We start from the raw sequence: 22,811 nt of genomic DNA on the forward strand, positions 1-22,811 counted from the left end.
TTCCTCCTAGTTAAACCATGATTCGCGCGCTTTCATAATAAGTTGACCCGCTTTTTCCGTACCTAAACCTTCAATATCTTCAATATCGTCAGTGGCTTGGTCAGCTAAATCATCTACAGTCACCACACCGCGAGCCGCAAGGGCATATGCGATTTCCTGTGTCATCCCTTGCATTGCCACAAGTTCAGCACTTGGTTCTTGAATGTTTTCTTGTTGTTTTAATGCATCAGCCAAGGTAATTTCCTTCGCACGGCTTTGCAATAATTCAACTGTTTCAGCATCCAGTTCGATTTCATCAAATGTTTCAGCTGGAACATAAGCAATTTCTTCCAAAGAAGTAAAGCCCATTTCAACCAAAGCCATTGCCAAGTCTTCTTCAATATCCAGACGGGTAACAAACATGTCGAGATATTGTTGAGCTTCATTTTGTTGACGTGCGTAGAATTCCTCTTCGAGCATCATATCCAATTTGTAGCCAGTCAATTCAGAGGCTAAACGGACATTTTGACCTTGTGAACCAATAGCACGTGCCAACTGATCGCTCGCCGCAAAAATGATATCTGCACTGTGAACATCTTCATCAATCACAATACTGGATACATCTGCAGGTTCTAGCGCACTAGCAATGTACTGTGCCGGATCATCAGACCACACCACCACATCAATACGTTCACCATTGAGTTCTGACTGTACAGCCTGGATACGTGTACCACGCATACCAATACATGCACCTACAGGATCAATACGGTGATCGTTGGTTTTCACAGCAATTTTAGCACGAACACCCGGCTGGCGTGCAGCTGCTTTAATTTCGATGATTTCTTCAGAAATTTCAGGAATTTCTTTTTTCATCAATGCAATCAGCATTTCAGGACGTGCACGTGACAATAACAGTTGTGCACCGCGACCTTCACGGTTCACGCTATATAAAATCGCGTTTACACGTTGCTTCGGACGAAGAATTTCTTTAGGAATCATCTCTTCACGGGCAAGATAAGCTTCCGCATTGTCACCCAAGTCAATAATAAAGCCATCTTTGGTTTGCTTTTTCACTTCACCGTAGATGAGTTCACCGACTTTAGATTCATAGGCATCAGCAACCAGAGCACGTTCAGCTTCACGAATTTTTTGCACAATCACCTGTTTGGCAATTTGCGCAGCAATTCGGCCGAAGTCGATCGATTCCACTTCGAGTTCACGAATGTCACCAATAGACCATTTGGCAGGATCTACATCCGAAATCGCATCCTGACATGCCGGCATTTCATGATCTTCATCAGCCACCACTTCCCATTGACGGAAAGTACGGTAATCACCTGTTTTACGATCGATTTCCACACGTAAACGTGCTTCTTCCGAGTTTGTGCCTTCATAAAATTTCTTTTTAGTCGCAGCAACAAGCGCTTGTTCTAGCGCTTCAAAGATCGCTTCACGAGGTACACCTTTTTCGTTACTAACCGTTTCTACTACGGTAAGAATTTCACGTGCCATAAGTCACCTATTCGTTCAGATTCTTATTTATTTGGATAAATTAATCTTGGTAAATCAAATTTGCTTTGTCGATATTATGACTATCAATTTCAAGGATTTGTTGCTTTTCAACTTCCACTTGAATGAGTTCATTTTCAAGATCAACAGCAATCAGTTTGGCTTGAAATTTACGACGGTTATCTACAGCACTGATCAGACGCAGCGCAACGGTTTGTCCGATATAACCAGCCATCTGTTCAAGCTGGAAAAATGGACGGTCCCAACCCGGAGAAGAAACTTCTAGTGAATACTCACCAGAAATTGGATCATGTACATCAAGCATGGCACCCACTTGCTGTGTTACGCGAACACAGTCTTGTACGCCTATACCTCGACCCTGTTCAAGCTCGCCATCTTCATTCATGACAGGTTGTTCGTTATTTTCATCTGCTTTATCGATATAGATACGCAATAAAGAACGTTTACCCTGAGGAAGAAATTCAATTCCCCAAAGATCGACATTGCATGCTTGCACTGCAGGAGCGATTAGGTCTTGGAGTGCTTGAGTTTTATTTGATAGCTTCATTTACTCTCGTCATTATGGTGCTATTTAATGGTCGCGGTGACCGGTTCAGACTAACTCAACTATATTAGTAGTGAAACATGACGATTTGACCAATAAATGTCGGACACTACACGATAGCCAATAAAAAAGGGCGTAATCGCCCCTATTTACACAGAAAAACCAAAGTCCACTGTGCAAAAAGGCCCACCTTTTTGTGAGCCTTTTAGAAACTTGGTAGCGGGAGCTGGATTTGAACCAACGACCTTCGGGTTATGAGCCCGACGAGCTACCAGACTGCTCCATCCCGCATCAACGTGCAAAAATTATATACAATCTGCTGATCATTTTCAATCAAAAACTGTTCAGTGATTGCTTGATTAAGTTGCACCCTAATCAAATAGTGGTAGCGGGAGCTGGATTTGAACCAACGACCTTCGGGTTATGAGCCCGACGAGCTACCAGACTGCTCCATCCCGCAACAACATTGCAAAAAATTAATCTCACCTTAAATTATCAAAGTGCTTATTTTAGTTTGCATCTAAAATAAAGATTGGTAGCGGGAGCTGGATTTGAACCAACGACCTTCGGGTTATGAGCCCGACGAGCTACCAGACTGCTCCATCCCGCATCAACAGATTTGCTGCTTACACCAACTTATGTTCTGGATTATAAGTTGGTGCGGAAGGGGGGACTTGAACCCCCACGCCCGAAGGCACTACCACCTCAAGGTAGCGTGTCTACCAATTCCACCACCACCGCAGCTGTGACGCATTCTAGTCGGATCAGACCCAAAAAGAAAGAACTAAATATATTTATTCGCTAGTTTTTGGTGCAACTGGTGAAGTTTCAGGCGATTGGCTTTGTGCAGGAGCAGTCGTTTGTACCGATTTTAAGCTATAGGCATCAGTGGTTTGCTTTTTAGCAAACACCGCTAAACTTAGGCTGGTGACAAAAAACAAGGCTGTTAAAATTGCCGTTAAACGTGTTAAAAAATTAGCCGAACCTGAAGCACCAAAGACGGTTGCTGCTCCACCACCACCAAATGATGCACCCGCATCGGCACCCTTACCATGTTGTACCAGAATCAATACAATCATTAAAATGGCTAAGATAATATGTACTACCAGCACAAATGCATGCATGCTGAACTCCTAATTATTTTGTATTTGCAAAAGCCTGGGCAATTTTATAAAAAGACTCTGCATTTAAAGATGCACCACCAACCAGCGCACCATTAATGTCTGGACAGGCTGCCAACTCTACTGCATTTTCCGGCTTAACACTACCACCATATAAAATTGCCATGCCTGTACCCAAAGGTGTAATTTGGGTTAAACCTGCACGGATTTTGGCATGCATTGCCTGTGCGTCTTCAGGTGAAGCTGTTTTACCCGTACCAATTGCCCAAATGGGTTCATAAGCCACCACTATATTTTTCCACTGTTCAGCCTGAACAACTGTGGCAATATCACAGATTTGTTGCAACACCACCTGCTCGGCCTGACCATTTTCACGCTGATTTAGGCTTTCACCTACGCAATAAATAATGATTAATCCTGCATTTAAAGCATTTTTAACTTTTTCATTCAAAATCTGGGCAGTTTCACCAAAAATCTCACGACGTTCTGAATGACCAATCAGTACAAAACCGATTTGCTGATCTTTCAGCAGTTCGGCACTTACTTCACCGGTATATGCCCCTGTACCTGCAATACGGGAAACATCCTGTGCAACGGAATAAACAGGGCGCGCTGAACTTGCCAATTCTGCCTGAACACCACTCAAAGCCAGCATGGTCGGTGCAATACCCAAATGACAATCTTGTTCTTTAATTTCATTGTTTTGCAATAATTTTTTTAAATCTTGCAGCAACGCTTTTGCATCTGCCTGCATTGGGTTCATTTTCCAATTGCCGACAACCCAAGGAGTAATAGCCGAACCCGACATACAGTAACCTATTAAAAACAATTCATTAAACCGCGCACATTCTACACGGAATTCAAGATTTTTCAGAAAATTTTCACATGGCTTTTTTATGCGATTCTTATTTTTTTGCAATCCCCTTTTTTTACGCTCAAGAAAAACTTCACCCTGTAATACGACTGGTTCAAAGTTTTATCTGATATTAAGTAGATGACAACATTTTAAGATATGGTATTTTTATATAACAAAAGTATAATTCAATGATACCAATTATAAACAAATTGATTAAGCAGGCATATTAGAGCATGGCAGCATTACAAGGTTCACCAAGATTTACGGGTTTTATTCGATGTTTAGTCGAAGATGGCTTGGTTTCTGCTGAAAATATGCAGAGTGCAATATTGAATGCAAAAAAAGCCAATCAAGATATTGTGCCTTTTTTAATTGATCAATTGAAAATTTCCTCCTTGGCTATTGCAGAAAAAATTTCTCAAGAATTTGGAGAACCTCTTTTTGATTTGAGTGCCTATGACTCTGCTCAAATTATCCGAGAAGGGCTGGACGAAAAGATCATTAGCAAACATTGTATTCTGCCCATTTTCAAACGCGGGAATTTACTCTACGTCGCAACCAGTAATCCCACCAATATAGAAGCCATGGATGCGATCCGCTTCAGCAGTAAGATGAATATCGAAGCGATTATTGTAGAGCACCAGAAATTACACCAGCTGATTGAACAAAACTTTACCCAGGCAAACAACTTTGAATTTTCTGATGAAGATATCGATCTAGATCTAGAACAAGAAGATTTAAGTCAAAAAGAAGATGAAGATGATGGTCCTCAAGGTGATGAGGCTCCCATTGTTAAATACATCAATAAACTGTTAATTGATGCCATTCGTATGGGTGCTTCGGATTTACATTTCGAACCGTATGAAAAGTCATATCGGGTGCGTTATCGTATTGATGGCGTGCTGCGTCAAATTGCCAATCCGCCGTTACAGCTGTCCACACGTTTAGCCTCGCGCTTAAAAGTCATGTCGCAGATGGATATTTCTGAAAAACGCTTACCTCAGGATGGCCGGATTAAACTGAAGCTTTCAAAAACCAAAGCCATCGACTTCCGTGTCAACTCATTACCTACCCTGTTTGGGGAAAAACTGGTCCTGCGTATTCTCGATCCATCCAGTGCCATGCTGGGTATTGATGCATTGGGCTATGAACCAGAACAAAAAGAACTGTTTATGCAAGCGCTGGAAAAACCTCAAGGCATGCTACTGATTACAGGTCCAACCGGTTCCGGTAAAACCGTATCGCTCTATACGGGTTTGAATATTCTGAATCGTGAAGATACCAATATTTCCACAGCTGAAGACCCGGTAGAAATTAACCTGGAAGGGATTAATCAGGTCAATGTTAATGCTAAAGTCGGTTTAACCTTCTCTGCCGCACTGAAATCATTTTTACGTCAAGATCCAGATATTGTCATGGTTGGTGAGATCCGGGATCTGGAAACAGCTGAAATTGCCGTAAAAGCGGCCCAGACCGGTCATATGGTGATGTCAACCCTGCACACCAACAGTGCACCAGAAACCTTGACTCGTTTACGTAACATGGGGGTTCCTTCCTTTAACATTGCGACTTCTGTCAACCTAGTGATTGCACAACGTTTAGCACGTCGTCTATGTCCTCAGTGTAAAATACCGGCAGAGATTCCTGGACCCAGCCTGCTGGAAATGGGTTTTACTGAGGAAGATCTTAAACATCCAGACTTTCAGGTATATCAACCGGTAGGCTGTTCCGAGTGCCGTGAAGGTTATAAAGGTCGTGTCGGTATTTATGAGGTCATGAAAGTGACCCCTGAAATTTCGAAAATTATTATGGAAGATGGCAATGCACTTGAAATCGCAGCAGCCTCTGCAAAATCAGGTTTCAATAATTTACGCCGTTCAGGATTAATTAAAGTTATGCAGGGGGTGACTTCCCTTCAGGAAGTCAATCGTGTAACCAGTGAATAAATGAAAATTTAAAATAAGGATAAACGCATGGCTGTCAAAAAAGCACAGATGATGCCCGTCTTCAGTTATGAAGGTGTTGATCGTAAAGGGGAAAAACTTAAAGGGGAACTTCCTGCGCGGAATATGGCACTTGCTAAAGTGACTTTACGTAAGCAGGGCATCACCATTAAACATATTCGGGAAAAACGTAAAAATATTCTCGAAGGTTTAATGAAAAAGAAAGTGTCCACCTTGGATATCACGATTTTTACCCGCCAGCTGGCCACCATGATGAAAGCCGGTGTACCACTTGTGCAAAGCTTTGAAATTGTTGCGGAAGGCTTGGAAAACCCAGCGATGCGTGAAGTAGTACTTGGTATTAAAGGTGAAGTTGAAGGCGGCAATACCTTTGCTGGTGCACTTAAAAAATATCCTCAATATTTTGATAATTTATTTTGCTCACTGGTCGAATCTGGCGAACAGTCAGGTGCGCTGGAAACCATGCTAGATCGTGTCGCGATCTATAAAGAGAAAAGCGAACTTTTAAAGCAAAAAATCAAAAAAGCCATGAAATATCCGGCAGCTGTCATTGTAGTTGCGGTTATCGTGACCATTATTTTGATGGTTAAAGTGGTACCTGTGTTCCAGGACCTCTTTAGTTCATTTGGTGCCGATTTACCTGCCTTTACCAAAATGGTGGTAAATATGTCGGAATGGATGCAAAAGTACTGGTTTATTCTGATTATTGCCATTGGTGCAATGATTGCCGGATTTCTTGAAGCAAAAAAACGCAGTAAAAAATTCCGTGATTTTCTGGATAAAGCAGCCCTCAAAGCGCCTATTTTTGGTGACCTGGTCTATAAAGCCATTATTGCCCGTTATAGTCGTACGTTAGCAACCACCTTTGCTGCTGGTGTTCCCTTGATTGATGCCTTGGAATCCACTGCAGGCGCAACTAACAATTGTGTTTATGAAGCAGCGGTGATGAAAATCCGTGATGATGTAGCCACAGGCCAACAGCTACAATTTGCCATGCGGGTTACCAACAAATTTCCATCCATGGCTGTACAGATGGTGGCGATTGGTGAAGAATCGGGTGCCCTCGACAGTATGCTGGATAAAGTTGCCACCCACTTTGAAAATGAGGTCGACAATGCGGTCGATGGTTTAACCTCCATGATGGAACCCCTCATTATGGCCGTGCTGGGTGTGCTGATTGGTGGTCTGGTGATTGCCATGTATCTTCCAATTTTCCAAATGGGTTCTGTGGTTTAATGCAAGATTTCATTTCTTATTTTATGATCAACCCAACTGCTTTATATATTGCAGTTGGGCTTTTTAGTCTCTGTATCGGCAGTTTTCTCAATGTCGTGATTTATCGAACGCCGAAAATGATGGAGCAAGAGTGGCGGCAGGATTGTCAAATATTGCTGCATTCTGAACAGGTCATTATTGACGAAACAAAAATCACCCTCAGCAAGCCAGATTCTACCTGTCCGAAATGCCAAACGCCCATTCGCTGGTATCAGAATATTCCTGTCATCAGCTGGCTGTTTTTACGGGGCAAATGCGGTTCTTGCAAAAATCCGATCAGTATTCGCTATCCACTCATTGAATTGTTAACTGCAGCATGTTCCCTGATTATTGTGGCAGTATTCGGCCCTACCCTGCAGATGCTGTTTGGCCTGATCCTCACCTGGGTACTGATCACACTGACCTTTATTGATTTTGATACCCAGCTTCTCCCAGACCGCTATACCTTAACCCTGGCCGCCTTAGGTTTGGGAGTCAATAGTTATAGCCTCTATACCAGTCCAACCTCTGCCATCTGGGGCTATATTATTGGTTTCCTGTGTTTGTGGATTGTCTATTATCTGTTTAAGATGATTACCGGTAAAGAAGGTATGGGCTATGGCGACTTTAAACTTCTGGCTGCCTTAGGGGCCTGGATGGGGCCATTGATGCTCCCATTGATCGTATTGCTCTCTTCTTTCGTCGGTGCCGTGATTGGCATTATTCTGCTGAAAATACGCAAAGAAAACCAGCCTTTTGCATTTGGCCCTTATATTGCCATTGCCGGATGGATTGCTTTTATTTGGGGTAAGCAGATTATGAAAATCTATTTAGGACAGTAATTTTTAGGGACATCTATGACTTTTATCTTGGGTTTAACGGGAGGGATTGGCAGTGGAAAATCGGCTGCCAGCAACTGGTTTGAAACCCAGGGCATTACTGTGGTTGATGCCGACATTGTCGCGCGAGAGGTAGTAGCCAAAGGACAGTCAGCCTTACAACAGGTTCATGCGGCTTTTGGCGATTGGGTTCTATTAGACAATGGCGAGCTGAATCGTCGGGCTTTACGCGAACATATTTTCAAATATCCTGAAGCACGTAAAACGCTGGAAAGTATTACCCATCCTGCGATTCGAGAGTCTATTATTCAACAGCTGCAGGCTGCGACCAGCCCTTATGTAATCTTGGTCTCTCCCCTGCTGTTTGAAACCAACCAGCATGAACTGACTGATCATACCCTGCTGATTGATGCATCAATTGATTTGCAGATTCAGCGGGCTGCTATGCGTGATCACCAATCAATTGAACAAATTGAACAAATTATTCAGTCCCAGATGCCACGTGAACAAAAGCGTCGTTTGGCTGATGATATTGTGCTGAATGACGGTCATCTTGACCATTTATACAGCCATTTAAGACCGCTGCATGAAGCTTATTTGAAACGCTGAAATTAAAAAAAGCAGTCGATTAGGACTGCTTTTTTTGTTGATCAAGTTGCTGCTGCAAACTGTCTTGATGACCTATCCAGCGCCATGGCTGTAATGCACCGATCGCCATTCCGATCAAGCCACAAATAATGGCTAGACTTAAAGGCTCTCCCAATAGCGGTACCGCTAAAATTGCCGCCATAAACGGGGCCAAAGTCACGATACTTCCCGTTTTGAATGCACCCAGACGCTTAATCGCTTCTACATAAGTCAGTGTGGCCACAATAACCACAAAGATACCGTGAAAAATCACCTGTAGCATTAAATGTGCAGGTTCAGGTGCCGTTAAATTTTTCGGCAAAAACAATAGATAAATCGGCACATAGATAATCGCCGACCAGATGGCAACACCTGCCATAGAATGCCAGGCAGAAAGTTTCCATTGGCGTAACAATACGGTGAATACACCCCACCAGATCGCACTCAGGAAAAATAGCATGTCACCAAAACCAAAGGCCACACCGGTTTCCTGATACATCAAGAAGCTCATTGCAGTGATCGCACTCAGCATAATCACCAAACTAATCCAGATGTGTTTATCTAAAGGCTGTTTAAATAATACCAATCCAGCTAAAGCTGTACACAGCGGAATACAGCCATTCAGGAAAATGGCTGCATGCGCTGCTGGTACATAATGAAAGGCACTATAAGAGGTCAGGCAATACGCTACCCCGCCAATCATCGCCAAAATAAAAGGTTGTTTTTTCCATAAAAAAGCGGTGTCTTTTTTATAGAGTAAAATGGGCATGAGAATACAAAATGCCAAGGCAAAACGTAAGGCGGTAATATCCCAGGCACTAATTCCCCACTGGGCATTCAGGCGAGAAGTAATGGTAAATCCGCCCCAAATACACATGGTAATGGCGACATAAAGATAACCTTGAGACCGGGGAGACATAGCAAACAACTTTTAAATAGCAAAGAAAAATTACAGGTTACGTTGACGACAGGCTTCATACAGTGCCATACCGGTGGCAACACTGACATTTAAGCTTTGCAAGTTTCCGGCCATTGGAATATAGACCTTCTGATCACATTGTGACTGGGTAATTGGACGCAAACCTGTATCTTCAGCCCCCATCACGACACACACTGCCGTACCGGTAAAATCAAATTGATCAATCGGTAAGGCTTTTTCATCCAGCATGGTTCCAACTACACGTACATTAAATTCATCTTTGATATAGCCCAAAGTACGCGCCAGATTGGTCACCTGAATAAACTTCACTTTTTCTGCGCCACCGGCAGCAACCTTACGTGCAGTTGGCGTTAGGCTTGCAGAACGGTCACGCGAAACCACTACGGCTTCAACCCCCATGGCAGCAGCTGTACGGATACATGCGCCCAAATTATGCGGATCGGTGACCTGGTCCAGTGCCAGCAAAAGTGCTTGAGGATTTTGCTTCAGCACGGCATCCAGATCCTGTTCATTCAATACCGGATGCGGACGCACTGCCGCGACTACGCCCTGATGAAAAGGTTGGCCTGCGAGTTTTTCCAGTTTGTCACGGCTGGCTTGTTGCACGCTAATACCAAAAGGTTCAGCCAGAGCCAAGACGTTTTTCAAACGCTGGTCATCACGGCCTTTCAAGGTAAATAAAGTCAGTACGCGCTCAGGCTCGAGTTCCAATAATGACTCCACCGAGTGAACGCCATAATAATATTCTGGTTTTGCCATGAACAGCCTCTAAAATCTATGGTGACTATGGGTAATTATACAAAAAGAAAAATCCTGCAAAGCAGGCTTTACAGGATTGATGCTTGAATCTAGTTTAACCGATTCAGGTTAAAATTTCTTTGTCTTATCCGGGACGAATGCTTAGCCTTCGAAATGACAGACATAATCGAGCACTTCATCGGTCTCGATTTTAAAACGGCTATTGCCTGGTACATAGAAAGACTGACCGGCACGGAACAGTTCACTTTCTGTTTTGTCGCCAATTTGGACACGACATTCACCTGAAATGATTTCCATACGTTCAGGTACATGTGTTTGAAAGGTCAAAGCCTGTTCTGTTGGCAAAATTACCCCTAAGGTTTTTTTGGTGCCATCTTCAAACTGCACGGTATGACTGATACACAACCCGTCGAAATAAACATTCGACTTTTTGACAACCGAAACGTGATCAAACTGATTTGACATGCGTATTCTCCAGATAATGCGCATTTATAATTTTTGCCCGAGCTAGTTTAAAGCCGAGTATTAAACTAATCAATCATTGTTTCTTCCAGTCAAATCAATATTTTTCAAATTTTTACAAATATTTTTTCTATAAACTTCAAAGAAAAGCTGGAGAGTGATGCACGAACTTCTGCATAAATGAAATGCTAAGCTCAAATTATTGCCAATTTCTTCCTAACCAAAGGTGAATAATATTCCCCATCATTAATCCTACCTTCAAATCATCCGCATTATATGGTTCAGGTTTTGCGCGACTGGATCGAGCTGCGCATCAGTTTTTTATCTTTTTCTAAAAATAAGAGGCTATTGATCGATGGCAAATTTTATCGGCTATTTTCAGCTGCGCGTTTCATTTTCTTCGCCCAGATAAGGTAAGATATTGATGTTTTAAATCCTTTTAAAATAAAAGCTGTCTTGTGACCAAAACAAAATTTCACTATCTTAGATTAAAACTTTTCGCAGCTTGGATGCGTTTATGCTGACACATTTAACTCTCATCAATTTTGCTTTAGCTGATCACTTAGCCATTGATATTGAAAAAGGTTTCAATGTCCTGACAGGTGAAACCGGGGCGGGTAAATCGTTATTACTGGATGCCCTGTCTGCCTGCCTGGGTGAACGTACCGATACCAATTATGTACGTTTCGGTTCGGATAAAGCCGATGTGACGGCCATTTTTAGTTATCAGGAACAGAGCCCTGAAGCCCAATGGTTAAAAGCACACGAGTTGGATGATGAGTCAGGCGAAATTCATTTACGTCGGGTGATTTTTGCCACTGGCCGCAGCAAAGCCTGGATTAATGGCCGTCCAAGCAGCTTGTCAGAGCTGAAAGAAATTGGGCGTTTGCTGGTACAACTCTATAGTCAGCACAGTCAGCAGCAACTGTTAGAACCGCCCTATCCCAAGCACTGGCTCGACCGTTACAGCAACTTTTATCAGCCTGCGCAAGATGTTCGTAATGCCTATAGCACCTGGCAAAAAGACATTCGCCAGCATCAAGCCGCTTTGGATGCACAAGCCACCCGCAAGCAGCGGATCGAAACTTTAGAGTTACAACTGGAAGAACTCGAAGACATTACCCAGATTGACTATAAAGAGATTGAACAGGAATTTGACCGTTTAAGCCATCATGAACATATCATGCTTGACTGCAGTTATAGCTTAAATGTGCTGGATGAAGCCGAACAAAACCTGACCCAGGAACTTTCATCAATTATTCGTCGTCTGGAATCACATGCTGGTCGTAGTGAACAGCTTGCTGAAATCTATAATTCACTGATCAATGCACAAAGTGAAATTGATGATGCAACGGCAAACTTGCGTCAGTTTATCGATCGCCAAAGCTTCGATCCTGAACGGATGGAAGAATTGAACTCACAACTGGAAATTTTCCACCGTTTAGCGCGTAAATACCGCACTCAGCCAGAGACATTGAAAGAAGAATATCAGGCCTGGCAGACAGAACTGGAACAATTGCATCAGCTTGAAGACCCGGAAACCCTGGCTGAACAGGTCGAGTTATCGCATCAGGAATTTTTAGCCAAAGCACAATATCTGGATGAAATTCGCCGTGAAGCCGCAATCCCCTTGGCAAAACAACTGACTGAACAGGTCAAGCAGCTGGCTTTGCCAGAGGCCTATTTTGAATTCAAGTTTGAACCTTTGGAGCAGGTTGGTGCCGAAGGGCTTAGCTTTATTCAACTGCTGTTTACTGCGAACAAGGGTATTCCCCCACAGCCTTTGGCACGGGTCGCTTCCGGGGGTGAACTGTCACGTATTGCCCTGGTCATGCAAGTCATGAATGCTGAAAAAACCGAAGCAGAAGTTTTGGTGTTTGACGAAATTGATGTCGGGATTAGTGGCGGTACTGCAGAAATGGTCGGCCGTTTGCTGGCGGATTTGGCCCAGCATGTACAGATCTTATGTATTACCCATCAGGCTCAGGTGGCAGCACAATCCGATCAGCATCTGCTGGTGAAAAAGCGTCAGACCGATCCGGCCAGCAGTACCATCATTAATCTTGAAGAAGAACAGCGCATTGATGAACTGGCCCGTATGACCGGCGGCGTCGAAATTAATGATACGACCCTGCAACATGCCAAACAGTTACGTCAACTTAAGTTTCAACAGGTATAGGTTTGAGGTTTAAATCACAAAAAATGATTGGCGAAACCCAATTAGTTTAGTAACTTGGTCATAAGCGCTTAGTTAATTTAATCAGTTTTTGATTTTAAGGGGGAATGGCTTAGATGACTAAACAATATCTGACACATCGCTGTCTCATTGCACCTCCTGATTTAGCCGATGACTTTTTTGCCAATACGGTAATTTATTTGGCACGCCATGATGAAGATGGTGCACAAGGCATTATCATCAACCGCCCATCCGGTCTTTCAATCAAGGAATTGTTGAATGACCTGGAAATTGAAGCGGACAATGTCAATCCTCATGCAGTCTTGCAAGGTGGACCTTTGCGTCCTGAAGCTGGATTTGTACTGCATACCGGTCAACCGACCTGGCATTCATCCATTGCTGTGGGTGAAAATGTCTGTATTACCACGTCTAAAGATATCCTCGATGCCATCGCCCACAATGAAGGCGTTGGACGCTACCAAATTGCTTTGGGTTATGCCAGCTGGGGCAAAAACCAGCTGGAACAGGAAATTGCACGTGGTGACTGGCTGATCTGTGATTCCGATATGGATTTGATTTTTAACTTGCCTTATGACGACCGCTGGGATGCGGCCTATAAAAAAATGGGCCTGGACCGCACCTGGCTGTCATCAGAGATTGGACATGCCTGATTTATCACAACCGCACATGATTATGGCATTTGATTTTGGTACCCAGAAAATGGGCATGGCAGTCGGTCAATCACTGATTGAAAGTGCCAATCCGCTTGCCCTGTTTCCGATGAAAGATGGCATCCCGAACTGGGATGCTTTACTGAAAATTGTCAAACAGTATCAACCGAACTTATTTCTGGTCGGTTTACCGTTAAATATGGATGATAGCGAGTCTGAACTTTCCGCGCGTTCACGCAAATTTGCCCGACGCTTGCGTCATCAGACCAATATTGAAACCTTGATGGTCGATGAGCGTCTGACTACCCGTGAAGCACGTGATGAACTTGACCAATATCAGTCTCAAGGTCGTGGCAAAAAACTGGCGGCTGACAGTATTGCCGCAGCCTTATTTATCGAGAGCTGGTATCGTAATCCACAAGGTGTAGCACCTTAAAGATAAAAAATATCTTTTAGAATAATGCCAGTCCGTTCAATAGTTGACTGGCATTTTTATTATAAATTCAGCATTCTGTTTGATACACGGAAACGTCATCCGCAATTGTTTGAGGCAAGATTACATAAAAAAGTGGTTGTTTTTGCGATACATTCTTTAGTTGATGGTAATGGACGAGTTTTGCGGATGACAAATGGTTTTGGTTACTTTTGCCAAAACAAAAGTAACATACGAGCTCCAAAAATTTGATTTAAGGAAGTAAGATTCTGTCATAAACCACTTAAAAAATTAAGGCATTGTTACCAACTCCTTAGATCAGCATTAATTTCTCGTATGCTTTTTTTGAAATGAACAAGGGCTAAGTTATGGCTGATCTTTTTTCAGGATATGTACAGTCGCAGTACGGCCTGCGACAAAGGCCAGCTGGTTCTTCGGCAATTCATCAATCATAATTTTTACTGGTACACGCTGTGCCAGACGCACCCAGCTAAAGGTTGGATTGACATTGGCAAGTAATCCCGTAGTGGATGTACGTTCACGGTCCTCAATCCCGGAAGCAATGCCCTGAACATGACCTTTGAGTTTTTGTGAATCGCCCATCAGCTGGACCGTTGCAGGAGCGCCAACATAAATCTTGTCGAGTTTAGTTTCTTCAAAATACCCCACCACATACAGCTGCTGACGGTTTAACAGTGCAGCCACTGCCTGCCCGACTTTGACATAGTTGCCTTGTTGTAATTCAAAATTGGATAAGGTGCCATCAGCCGGTGCCACCACTTCAGAACGCTTTAAATTCAGTTCGGACAGGTGCAAATTGCTGTTGGCCACTTCAATCAGGGCTTTTTGCTGCACAATATTGGCTTTGGCCTGATCAATCGCAGCCAGCATTTGCTCATGTTCGGCATGTGACTGATCTCGCGTTGCAAACATCTGGTCCTGTTCCTGTTTTGAAATCGCACCCTCCATAAGGTTGGCGTAGCGGTTGGCATTTTTATCCGCCAGATTGATATTGGCTTGAGATTTCACCAGATTGGCTTTGGCCTGAGCCAGTTCTGCTTCAGCAGCAGCCAGGCCTGCCTTGGCTTTAGACAGGTCCGATCTGGCCTGTTCCACATCCAGAGCTTGACGGGCCACATCAATTTTAAACAGCACCTGCCCTTTTTTCACAGTCTGGTTATCCTGCACCAATACCTCGGTGATCAAACCCGCAACATCTGAAGAGACTTGAATCACATCGCCGCGTATTCGGCCATCACGGGTCCACGGCTCAGAATTGTAATAATCCCAGATATGTTTTACCGCCAAAATTGCAACGACAGCGACTATGGTAAATAGCACCGGTCGGATGACTTTACGCAAGTCTAAAGATGTCATGGAAAACCTCATTCATTTCAAAAAATGTCTGCTTAGCCCAAGCAGACAATAAAACCCCAATGCATTAACCACAGCAGCGCAAGATAAATACAGAGATAAAAAATATTCGGTAGCGGAATCCAGCCCTGTTCCACAACACGGTCAAGCACGCGCATCAATACACGCAGTACAACGTAGGCCAGAACCGCCTGAATCAGCAGAATCGGGACATATACGCCATAAACATTTAACTCACCCATGGACAACTTCTCCAAGTTGTATCTCTTCTTTAAGCTGCACTGGTTCATGACACAAACTGCTGCGAATATTGTTTAAAGACATCTGTATTCGCCAGGAAGTTTCAGCATGCTCCAGTTGTTGTGCCTCTTTTTTCAATTGGCTGATTTTTAAAATAACCTGCTGATGAAGCTCTGCAATCAACTGCTGTTGCGCATTTTCTTTGGCACGAAAATAGTCATCCAGACCTTGTTGCAGATCTTCCAGACTGACCAAAATGGCTTGCTCTGAATCAAGTCGATGCATCAACTCTTGCAGACGGGTCAGATCAATCACGGCACTGGTTTCTACCAGGGCCAAATTAATCTGGGTCTTTAATTTTTCCGACTGCACCATCTTGGTATTCAATATTCCAATCCGGTCCAGCATACTTCGTAAATGGATACGAAACGGCACGCCATAAGGAAGATATAAAGCCTGACGAATGGCCTTGTAATGCAGCGATAGAATCCGCTGTACCGTAATTTCAGGAGACATCGCCCGAACCAGATGAATGATATAAATTGAAATAATCGGGCCCAGCACCGAACCGATGGTGGCATCAAAGAAAAAAACCTGATCCAGCGTGTAATGGTTTTGCAAGTTCAAGCCCATGATGGTTCCCATCAATAAGGGCAAGGCAATCCCGGTGAGTGGTGGATGGGGAAACATCATCAGGCAATAGATCACAAAAGGGGCCAGTACCAGTGCCAATTCCCAGAACGAGGTCACGTGTGGGAAAATGCCATAGGCATAAGTAAACACCATCATCCCTGCATAAATATTGCCACGCACAAACATCTTCAATGCCGGTACCGGGTTATCCATGGCAGTTAAAATACAGGCGCTGATCGCTGCCATTTCAGCCATCATAAAACCAGCTTTCCAACCACTGAGTATCCAGAATCCTGTCGCGATGATCACCACAATAAAAGCGGAAATTCCTCCCCGCACCGCAACCCCATGGTCACGGTGTAAATTGGGATAGGTGGTGCTCAGGGGTGTAACGCTTTCTGGCAATGAAGCATCACCCAGTTGAATACGTTGCCAAATCAGTCTGATGGCACGAATATTTTGAATGAAATGGCGGATATCCATTTTCAGGCTGGCCAAAATCACCTGCTGTTCAGCAGGTACGGTGGCCATTAAACGGGTAAAATCCTGCTCAAAATTTTCAGGTAACAGGTTTAAGGTCTGTTCCTGAATATCCTGATCATCTTTTAAAAATGTGGCGCTATGATCATGAATCACCTGAAGCTGGACACGGTATTGGCGATCGATTTGATCCAGCTGTTTGATCCGTTCGGCCATCGCCACCAGGTTCGCTACCAGCATGCTCAGTTGATGTAGCATTTCCTGTAGGGGTTTGGTCATGCCCTGCAAGGTCGATTTCTCATAGGACAAGTGCACTGCCATGACATGAATTTCAGCAATATCACGGGCAATCTGACTGAGTGCGGTACTGTAATTTCCCAGTTCGGAGGGATTGAGTAAAATCTGGTCAAATAAAGTTTTGGTGTCTTTAAAGGTTTTAGATACACGTGCCGCCACGGCCGGACCAATATGCAGCGGAAAAATTGTCGTAGTCACAATAGCACTACAGACCACCCCAACCAGAATCTCTAAAAAGCGGCCCACGGCCATATCAAACATCGACGCCGTGTCAATGCTATAGATAATGTTATAGCTGATAATAACCGTGGTATATCCCGCCAGCATAAATACATAGCTACGCGGAGTCCGGTCGAGCAACGAGATATATAAACAACCTCCTACCCATGTAGCTAAAAATAAAGTGAACAGCCACGGCGTGTTGATTAGTAGCGGAGTCACTGCCACCGAAACTACCGCACCCAACAAAGTGCCCAGTGCACGATACACACTTTTGGAAGAAGTCATACCGGAAAAGGGATTGGCAATCACAAAGACGGTCCCGATTGCCCAGATGGGATAGGCCAAATTCAGTGTAAAAGCCACATACAGCGCAAGCATACCTGCCAGAAACGTTTTAGTCGCAAAAATCCAGTCCATCTTGTTGGGACGAAATGCGAGTACTTGTTTAGTAAGCAGCATGGGTTGATCTCAAATTAGGGGGTTACTTCCTCTGCCTGATTTTTGAATGACGACTACAATGCACGATCTACCTGGAAGATGGATCGTGTAAAAATAGGGAGGTTTAAACATGCCTCAGATGAGCGTCATTCAAAACGAATGGAGAAGATTTCACATCATCCTGTTGATGTGAAATAACACAGGAAAACAGCCAGCCTGGAAAGGTTGAAAATTCACCATTAGACATTTATTTTTAATATTTTTTCAAACAAAGCCTATAAAGTCAATAATAATATCTTATTGTGATAATTAAACACAAATTAATAAGACCTATTAAATGAATATTGCCTTATTTTCTCATGCTCACCGTAAAATATTTTTAGATGAGGTACAAATACAACATTAGCTTCACAAAAGCCCTGCTCTACCTAATTTTTTGTTATAAAGTAATACTTATTCGTTTTTCTTTTTATATGCTTTGACCAAGCAGGTACTTATGGCACTTTCTAGTTTTGGTAAAATTCTTACCGTTTTGGATCTCTTTTCAGTGTCTCGCCCGATCATTAATGTCGATATCATTAGTGAGGAATTAGGACTCTCTAAACCCACAAGTTACCGTTATTTAAAAGAATTGGTTTCGGCAGAATTATTACAACGCCTCAGTGGAACTTCAGGTGACTACACACTAGGTTCTAAAATTGCCGTACTGGATTACATTTCCCGTACCACAGACCCTTTGGTACAGATCAGCATTCCCTTTATGCAGCAAATTGTAGAACGTACCGAATTCGGCTGTCTGCTCACGCATTTAAATTACGATTCATGTATCGATATTCATCACGAACTATATAAAGACCTGACCACGCTGATTTATGGTCGTGGTTGTCCTCGCCCAATCTATAAAGGCTCTTCTGCCAAGGTGATTTTGGCACATTTACCCAAACAGCGCGTTTTGGATTATTATCGGCGCTTTGTGACTGAACTGTCTGAAGTTGGCTTTGCACATAGCGAAGAAGAATTCCTGTTGCAAATGAAACAGATTAAAAAACAGGGCTATTATTTCTCGAGTGGAGAAGTCGATCCAAATCTGGCCAGTCTTTCTATTCCAGTGAAATTTTCTGCTAAGGAACCGCCTTTGGCCTTGACCCTGTTAGGCTCGAAAAACCGCTTTGAATTTACCAATTTTCAGAAGTTGATCGAAATATTACGCGACAATGCCAGTTTAATCGAAAAGAAATTTATGACCTTGACCCATCAGGAAGACATATTTTAACTTGAGGAAAAACAATACATTTTAATCTAAAAAATGTTGAATTCATCATTATATTCTCATAATATGATTATCGTTCTTCAGCATCCAGTGTTCCATGATAACGTGATGCCATGTTAAAAACTCTCCCCAAATTAAAAAAGCTCATCACAGGATGGGCTTTTTTATGCGCTTATTTCCAATATTCTATTGCTTCTCATACGGATAAAAATAACGGAAAGTCAGATTCACCCGTGGCTCAATAATTTTCACCGATTTCCTTAAAGTATGCTTCCAGTACTGCTGAGTCTTGCCACGCATCACAATCAGCTGACCGTTCTGTAACAGCACATCGACTTTGTCTGGCTTTTGCTTGTGCTTAAAACTGAATTTCCGGGTTGCCCCAAAACTTAAGGAGGCAATCACGGTTTCCTGACCTGTATTGGATTGCAATGTAGACTCATCATCACTATGCCAGCCCATGGCTTGAGTGCCATCTTCATACAAATTGGCAAGACAGGAATTAAACGCATGGCCAACCAAATTTTCGATATGCTGCTTTAAACGGAATAATCCGGGTGTCCAGACATGGGCTTGCTTGAATGTGCCGGAATAATGATATGGGTAATTTTCATTGCCATACCAGGCCACTTTACGTGCAGTTTTATAGTGTTTTCCATACAACAGTACTTCATCATGTTGCCAGGCCAGATGAGTCAAAAAATACTGCAAATATTGCTCACTCTGCTGAGGCGTTAAAATCAGGCCATAGTCTTGCACAATACCGTCATAAGGCAACAGATTGGCTCGGACTTCAGGCCCAAACAATTCAAAGTTCATGAGCAAAAATGCATCGTCTAAAATAAATGTAAAATTCACTTTATTCTAGCGGATGATGGCTGTTCACAATTGAGAATATTGTATGCACTTGTGACATAGACTAATCGGACTTAGCTTCAAAACAAAATTGAAAATAAAAAATCACATATGGAATTATGGCACTTGTTTAAAAAACTCCACCCTTTTGTCAAAACCTACCACGTACTGGTCATCCCATTTGACCCTGATTGGTTCCTTCACCGCTCAGGTCAAGGCGCTAACTTTGCAATATGCGGTTAATAGTATTAATCGACTGATTGAATCGGGGTTGGGGCTACCTGAAGGCTGCCATATTCTGATCACCATCTCTGCCATTTTACTGGCTAAAGAAGTCATCAATGCCTTAGTGCAATTAGGGCAACAATTTTATGGGGAAAAGCTGCGTATTAGCGGATGCTGAAGAAGAAACGCATAGTTGATTATATTATGAATATTTTTATAACAGCGTGCTCACATGATCCCTTTTATGAGCGAAACTCGTTTACTTCTTCTTAGGGCAAAATTAAATTTTAAAATAAATCATTCATAGAAACATGGTCTTTCCGCTTGGCTCCATTCCCAAACCATAGCTGATAACCACCTAGTCATGAAGTCATGAGCAATAAAAAAAGGCCTGCAAATTGCAGGCTTTTTATTTAATTATTAGAATAATTAACGCTGAACTTTCTGTTCAATCTCTTCGACACTGGTATGACGAACATCTAGCCCTTTAACCATATAGATGACCTGTTCAGAAATATTACGTGCATGGTCACCAATCCGCTCCAAAGAACGCAACACCCACATCACATTAATGACCCGTGAAATATGACGTGGATCTTCAATCATATAAGTCATTAAGGTACGGGTCGCAGATTGATATTCGCGGTCAATATCAGCATCGGCAAGCAATACTCGTAAAGCCTGATCAACATCCAGACGTGCAAAGGCATCCAGCGCATCATGAATCATCACACGAACCTGATTACCAATGTGACGGGTTTCCATATAGCCACGTGGCGAACTGCCCTCTTCACATAAATTTTGTGCAATACGGGCAATTTTTGCAGCTTCATCGCCAATACGTTCCAGGTCAGTATTGGCCTTTGACATGGCAATCACCATACGTAAATCAATTGCAGCAGGATGACGGCGTGCCAGAATCAGGGTCAAGGCTTCATCAATCTCGGTTTCCATACGATTGACTACATTATCCTGAAATTGCACTTCAATCGCTAAAGCGGCATCAGTGTCTAACAGGGCATGAATACTGTTGGCCACTTGCTGCTCGACCAAGCCCCCCATGGTCATAAACTTGGTATTTACATCTTGCAAATCTTCATTAAATTGCGAAGAAATATGGTGATTTAACACCGGATTGTTTGGCAAGGGACGTACTCCACAACAGCGATTTTAAAATGAATAATCTTGTTTAATATTAAAGCATACCTACTATGAAGTTTTTATGACAAAAACTGCAAGATTAGCTGACTGGCTTGAACGACTTGTCAACCAGCCAGGTATTCATTTCTTCAAGGTCTTTTTCGGTCAATTTACCGACCGATGCTTTTAAACGCAGCACATTAATCAAATAATCATATTTTGCATTTAAATAATCCTGTTTGGCAGAAAAAGCGTTGCGTTGTGCCAGCAGCACATCGACCATGGTTTTTAGACCTTCCTGATATTGTGCTTTAGAGGCTTGGGAAACCACTTCCGAAGAGTCCATTGCGGCTTTTCGTGCCTGTAATTTGGCTTGATCAGTTTCTACCTGCATATAAGATTTTTTCACATCGGTGCTGGCTTTGCGAATTGCAGCCTCCAGCTGGGATTCGCTTTTCTTCACATTCACCGCTGCTTTTTGAATGGATTTTTGCGTTCTGCCCCCGGTATAAACATTCCAGTTCATCTCTACGCCAATCTGGTCAAACTGGCCATCACTGGATACCACATTTTGCGGGGACTGCTTGATATATCCATACGTCCCTACCGCCTCAATTTGTGGATATAAGGCAGCTTTTTCTACCCGTTTCTGGTCTTCTGCATAACGCTGCTGGATACGTGCCTGCTGAACAGAGAGATTCTGACTCAGTGCCAGCGCTGTCCAGGCATCCAGATCAGCAGGATAAGGCTTTTGAAATTGAAAATCGTCTCGGAGTACGGCCAGGTTTTCTTGATAAGGTCCGATTAACTGGGTCAGCTGTTCCTGTGCCAAAACCAGTTGTACATGCGTGGCAATCCGGTTGGCGCGGGCACTTTGATATTGCGCATTGGCCTCACTGACATCGCTTTTTGCTACCAGTCCTTCTTTTAATTTGGCATTCATCACATTCAGCTGTTCAAACAGGGCTTTTTCTTCCTGCAGATTGGCTAGGGTTAAACTCTGCTGACGCAATATATTAAAATAACTTTCCGAGACGTTTAAAATGTGTTCCTGGCGCTGTAATTGTAAAGTGATTTCACTCAGATTAACGGAAGTTTTGATCTGCTTTAAACCTTCCCAAGCATCCCAGCGAAATAGTGGCTGACGAGCAGTAATGGCAATTTGTCGAGTAGTGGACGAGGAAGCCGTAAATGCATCTGCCGGAAAACCCGGAATACTGCTATCACTGCTCTGCTGGCTTTTACGCACCACATTTCCAGAAACAGTCACCGTTGGCAATAAATTCCCTTTGGCAATGCCCAGATTGAGTTGATCTGCTTCATACTGTAAAAGATTCGCTTGCCAATTGGGATCGCTGTTTTTCGCCCGTTGATAGGCTTGCACCAAATCCAGAGCATGACTCCATGGACTGAACAGCAACACACATGCACCAATGACTATTTTAATATCCATTTTTTATCGTAAATCCCAACCTGCGACCA

21 protein-coding genes, 4 tRNA genes and 1 pseudogene are annotated in these 22,811 nt (G+C 43.1%); 9 read left to right on the top strand and 17 right to left on the bottom strand.

Annotation, left to right across the window (positions count from 1 at the left end):
• Window positions 1-6: 6 nt before the first annotated feature.
• The 8 genes from nusA to tpiA form a co-directional block, all read right to left on the bottom strand.
• Window positions 7-1,491, bottom strand: coding sequence for a transcription termination factor NusA (gene nusA / locus GTU69_RS07765; RefSeq protein ID WP_086195211.1), 1,485 nt, complete (start codon window positions 1,489-1,491; stop codon window positions 7-9).
• A gap of 40 nt (window positions 1,492-1,531) precedes the next feature.
• Entirely contained in the window at window positions 1,532-2,056 is a 525-nt protein-coding gene (gene rimP, locus GTU69_RS07770) for a ribosome maturation factor RimP (RefSeq protein WP_086195210.1), read from the bottom strand.
• Window positions 2,057-2,267: 211 nt separating this feature from the next.
• A tRNA-Met gene (locus GTU69_RS07775) sits at window positions 2,268-2,344 on the bottom strand.
• 92 nt (window positions 2,345-2,436) lie between these two features.
• A tRNA-Met gene (locus tag GTU69_RS07780) sits at window positions 2,437-2,513 on the bottom strand.
• A 73-nt stretch (window positions 2,514-2,586) separates the two neighbouring features.
• A tRNA-Met gene (locus GTU69_RS07785) sits at window positions 2,587-2,663 on the bottom strand.
• A gap of 46 nt (window positions 2,664-2,709) precedes the next feature.
• Window positions 2,710-2,794, bottom strand: a tRNA-Leu gene (locus GTU69_RS07790).
• Between the two features lie 53 nt (window positions 2,795-2,847).
• Window positions 2,848-3,177, bottom strand: a complete 330-nt coding sequence (gene secG, locus GTU69_RS07795; RefSeq protein WP_166169539.1) for a preprotein translocase subunit SecG — start codon at window positions 3,175-3,177, stop codon at window positions 2,848-2,850.
• A 13-nt stretch (window positions 3,178-3,190) separates the two neighbouring features.
• Entirely contained in the window at window positions 3,191-3,982 is a 792-nt protein-coding gene (gene tpiA, locus GTU69_RS07800; RefSeq protein ID WP_166169541.1) for a triose-phosphate isomerase, read from the bottom strand.
• Between the two features lie 281 nt (window positions 3,983-4,263).
• Between tpiA and pilB the strand changes: the two genes are divergently transcribed.
• From pilB to coaE, 4 genes are read left to right on the top strand one after another with little or no spacing between them, the layout of a single operon-like run.
• Entirely contained in the window at window positions 4,264-5,976 is a 1,713-nt protein-coding gene (gene pilB / locus GTU69_RS07805) for a type IV-A pilus assembly ATPase PilB (protein WP_166169543.1), read from the top strand.
• A 27-nt stretch (window positions 5,977-6,003) separates the two neighbouring features.
• Window positions 6,004-7,230, top strand: coding sequence for a type II secretion system F family protein (locus tag GTU69_RS07810; protein ID WP_166169545.1), 1,227 nt, complete (start codon window positions 6,004-6,006; stop codon window positions 7,228-7,230).
• Window positions 7,230-8,090, top strand: coding sequence for an A24 family peptidase (locus GTU69_RS17285; protein ID WP_166169547.1), 861 nt, complete (start codon window positions 7,230-7,232; stop codon window positions 8,088-8,090). The genes GTU69_RS07810 and GTU69_RS17285 overlap by 1 nt, the downstream gene beginning before the upstream one ends.
• 15 nt (window positions 8,091-8,105) lie before the next feature.
• Window positions 8,106-8,696 (top strand): dephospho-CoA kinase, encoded by a 591-nt coding sequence (coaE, locus tag GTU69_RS07820; RefSeq protein ID WP_166169549.1) that lies wholly within the window; start codon window positions 8,106-8,108, stop codon window positions 8,694-8,696.
• A 19-nt stretch (window positions 8,697-8,715) separates the two neighbouring features.
• Here coaE and GTU69_RS07825 read toward each other — a convergent pair whose 3' ends face one another.
• The 3 genes from GTU69_RS07825 to GTU69_RS07835 all read right to left on the bottom strand — a co-directional run bounded on the left by GTU69_RS07825 (window position 8,716) and on the right by GTU69_RS07835 (window position 10,878).
• Window positions 8,716-9,633, bottom strand: coding sequence for a DMT family transporter (locus GTU69_RS07825; RefSeq protein ID WP_166169551.1), 918 nt, complete (start codon window positions 9,631-9,633; stop codon window positions 8,716-8,718).
• Between the two features lie 30 nt (window positions 9,634-9,663).
• Window positions 9,664-10,413, bottom strand: coding sequence for a 23S rRNA (guanosine(2251)-2'-O)-methyltransferase RlmB (gene rlmB, locus GTU69_RS07830; protein WP_166169553.1), 750 nt, complete (start codon window positions 10,411-10,413; stop codon window positions 9,664-9,666).
• Between the two features lie 141 nt (window positions 10,414-10,554).
• The gene (locus GTU69_RS07835) at window positions 10,555-10,878 is read right to left on the bottom strand and encodes a pyrimidine/purine nucleoside phosphorylase (RefSeq protein ID WP_086195201.1); all 324 of its coding nucleotides are present in this window, start codon (window positions 10,876-10,878) and stop codon (window positions 10,555-10,557) included.
• 514 nt (window positions 10,879-11,392) lie between these two features.
• On the opposite strand from GTU69_RS07835, the gene recN reads away from it, so the two are divergent.
• The 3 genes from recN to ruvX all read left to right on the top strand — a co-directional run bounded on the left by recN (window position 11,393) and on the right by ruvX (window position 14,158).
• Entirely contained in the window at window positions 11,393-13,054 is a 1,662-nt protein-coding gene (gene recN, locus GTU69_RS07840; RefSeq protein ID WP_166169555.1) for a DNA repair protein RecN, read from the top strand.
• Between the two features lie 113 nt (window positions 13,055-13,167).
• On the top strand, window positions 13,168-13,722 hold the full coding sequence (locus GTU69_RS07845) for a YqgE/AlgH family protein (RefSeq protein ID WP_086195199.1): 555 nt from the start codon (window positions 13,168-13,170) through the stop codon (window positions 13,720-13,722).
• Window positions 13,715-14,158, top strand: coding sequence for a Holliday junction resolvase RuvX (gene ruvX, locus GTU69_RS07850; protein WP_166169557.1), 444 nt, complete (start codon window positions 13,715-13,717; stop codon window positions 14,156-14,158). The genes GTU69_RS07845 and ruvX overlap by 8 nt, the downstream gene beginning before the upstream one ends.
• A gap of 363 nt (window positions 14,159-14,521) precedes the next feature.
• Here ruvX and GTU69_RS07855 read toward each other — a convergent pair whose 3' ends face one another.
• The 3 genes from GTU69_RS07855 to GTU69_RS07865 are packed head-to-tail and all read right to left on the bottom strand — an operon-like array spanning window position 14,522 to window position 17,860.
• Window positions 14,522-15,532, bottom strand: coding sequence for an HlyD family secretion protein (locus GTU69_RS07855; protein ID WP_166169559.1), 1,011 nt, complete (start codon window positions 15,530-15,532; stop codon window positions 14,522-14,524).
• A gap of 32 nt (window positions 15,533-15,564) precedes the next feature.
• Window positions 15,565-15,771 (bottom strand): DUF1656 domain-containing protein, encoded by a 207-nt coding sequence (locus GTU69_RS07860; RefSeq protein WP_166169561.1) that lies wholly within the window; start codon window positions 15,769-15,771, stop codon window positions 15,565-15,567.
• Window positions 15,764-17,860, bottom strand: a complete 2,097-nt coding sequence (locus GTU69_RS07865) for an FUSC family protein (protein ID WP_166169563.1) — start codon at window positions 17,858-17,860, stop codon at window positions 15,764-15,766. Before GTU69_RS07865 ends, GTU69_RS07860 begins: the two co-directional genes overlap by 8 nt.
• 475 nt (window positions 17,861-18,335) lie before the next feature.
• On the opposite strand from GTU69_RS07865, the gene GTU69_RS07870 reads away from it, so the two are divergent.
• Window positions 18,336-19,112, top strand: a complete 777-nt coding sequence (locus tag GTU69_RS07870) for an IclR family transcriptional regulator C-terminal domain-containing protein (protein WP_166169565.1) — start codon at window positions 18,336-18,338, stop codon at window positions 19,110-19,112.
• A 183-nt stretch (window positions 19,113-19,295) separates the two neighbouring features.
• Here the strand turns inward: GTU69_RS07870 and GTU69_RS07875 are convergent, their stop codons facing one another.
• On the bottom strand, window positions 19,296-19,928 hold the full coding sequence (locus GTU69_RS07875) for an alpha-ketoglutarate-dependent dioxygenase AlkB (RefSeq protein ID WP_166169567.1): 633 nt from the start codon (window positions 19,926-19,928) through the stop codon (window positions 19,296-19,298).
• Between the two features lie 147 nt (window positions 19,929-20,075).
• On the opposite strand from GTU69_RS07875, the pseudogene GTU69_RS07880 reads away from it, so the two are divergent.
• Window positions 20,076-20,355: pseudogene (locus tag GTU69_RS07880) on the top strand (ABC transporter); the annotation flags it as partial.
• A 263-nt stretch (window positions 20,356-20,618) separates the two neighbouring features.
• Here the strand turns inward: GTU69_RS07880 and phoU are convergent.
• Window positions 20,619-21,335, bottom strand: coding sequence for a phosphate signaling complex protein PhoU (gene phoU, locus GTU69_RS07885; protein ID WP_086195193.1), 717 nt, complete (start codon window positions 21,333-21,335; stop codon window positions 20,619-20,621).
• Between the two features lie 94 nt (window positions 21,336-21,429).
• Window positions 21,430-22,782, bottom strand: coding sequence for a TolC family outer membrane protein (locus GTU69_RS07890; RefSeq protein WP_166169569.1), 1,353 nt, complete (start codon window positions 22,780-22,782; stop codon window positions 21,430-21,432).
• Window positions 22,783-22,811: the final 29 nt, after the last annotated feature.

The sequence above is a fragment of the Acinetobacter sp. SA01 genome, assembly GCF_011319235.1.
In the GTDB taxonomy this organism is placed as follows: Bacteria; Pseudomonadota; Gammaproteobacteria; order Pseudomonadales; family Moraxellaceae; genus Acinetobacter.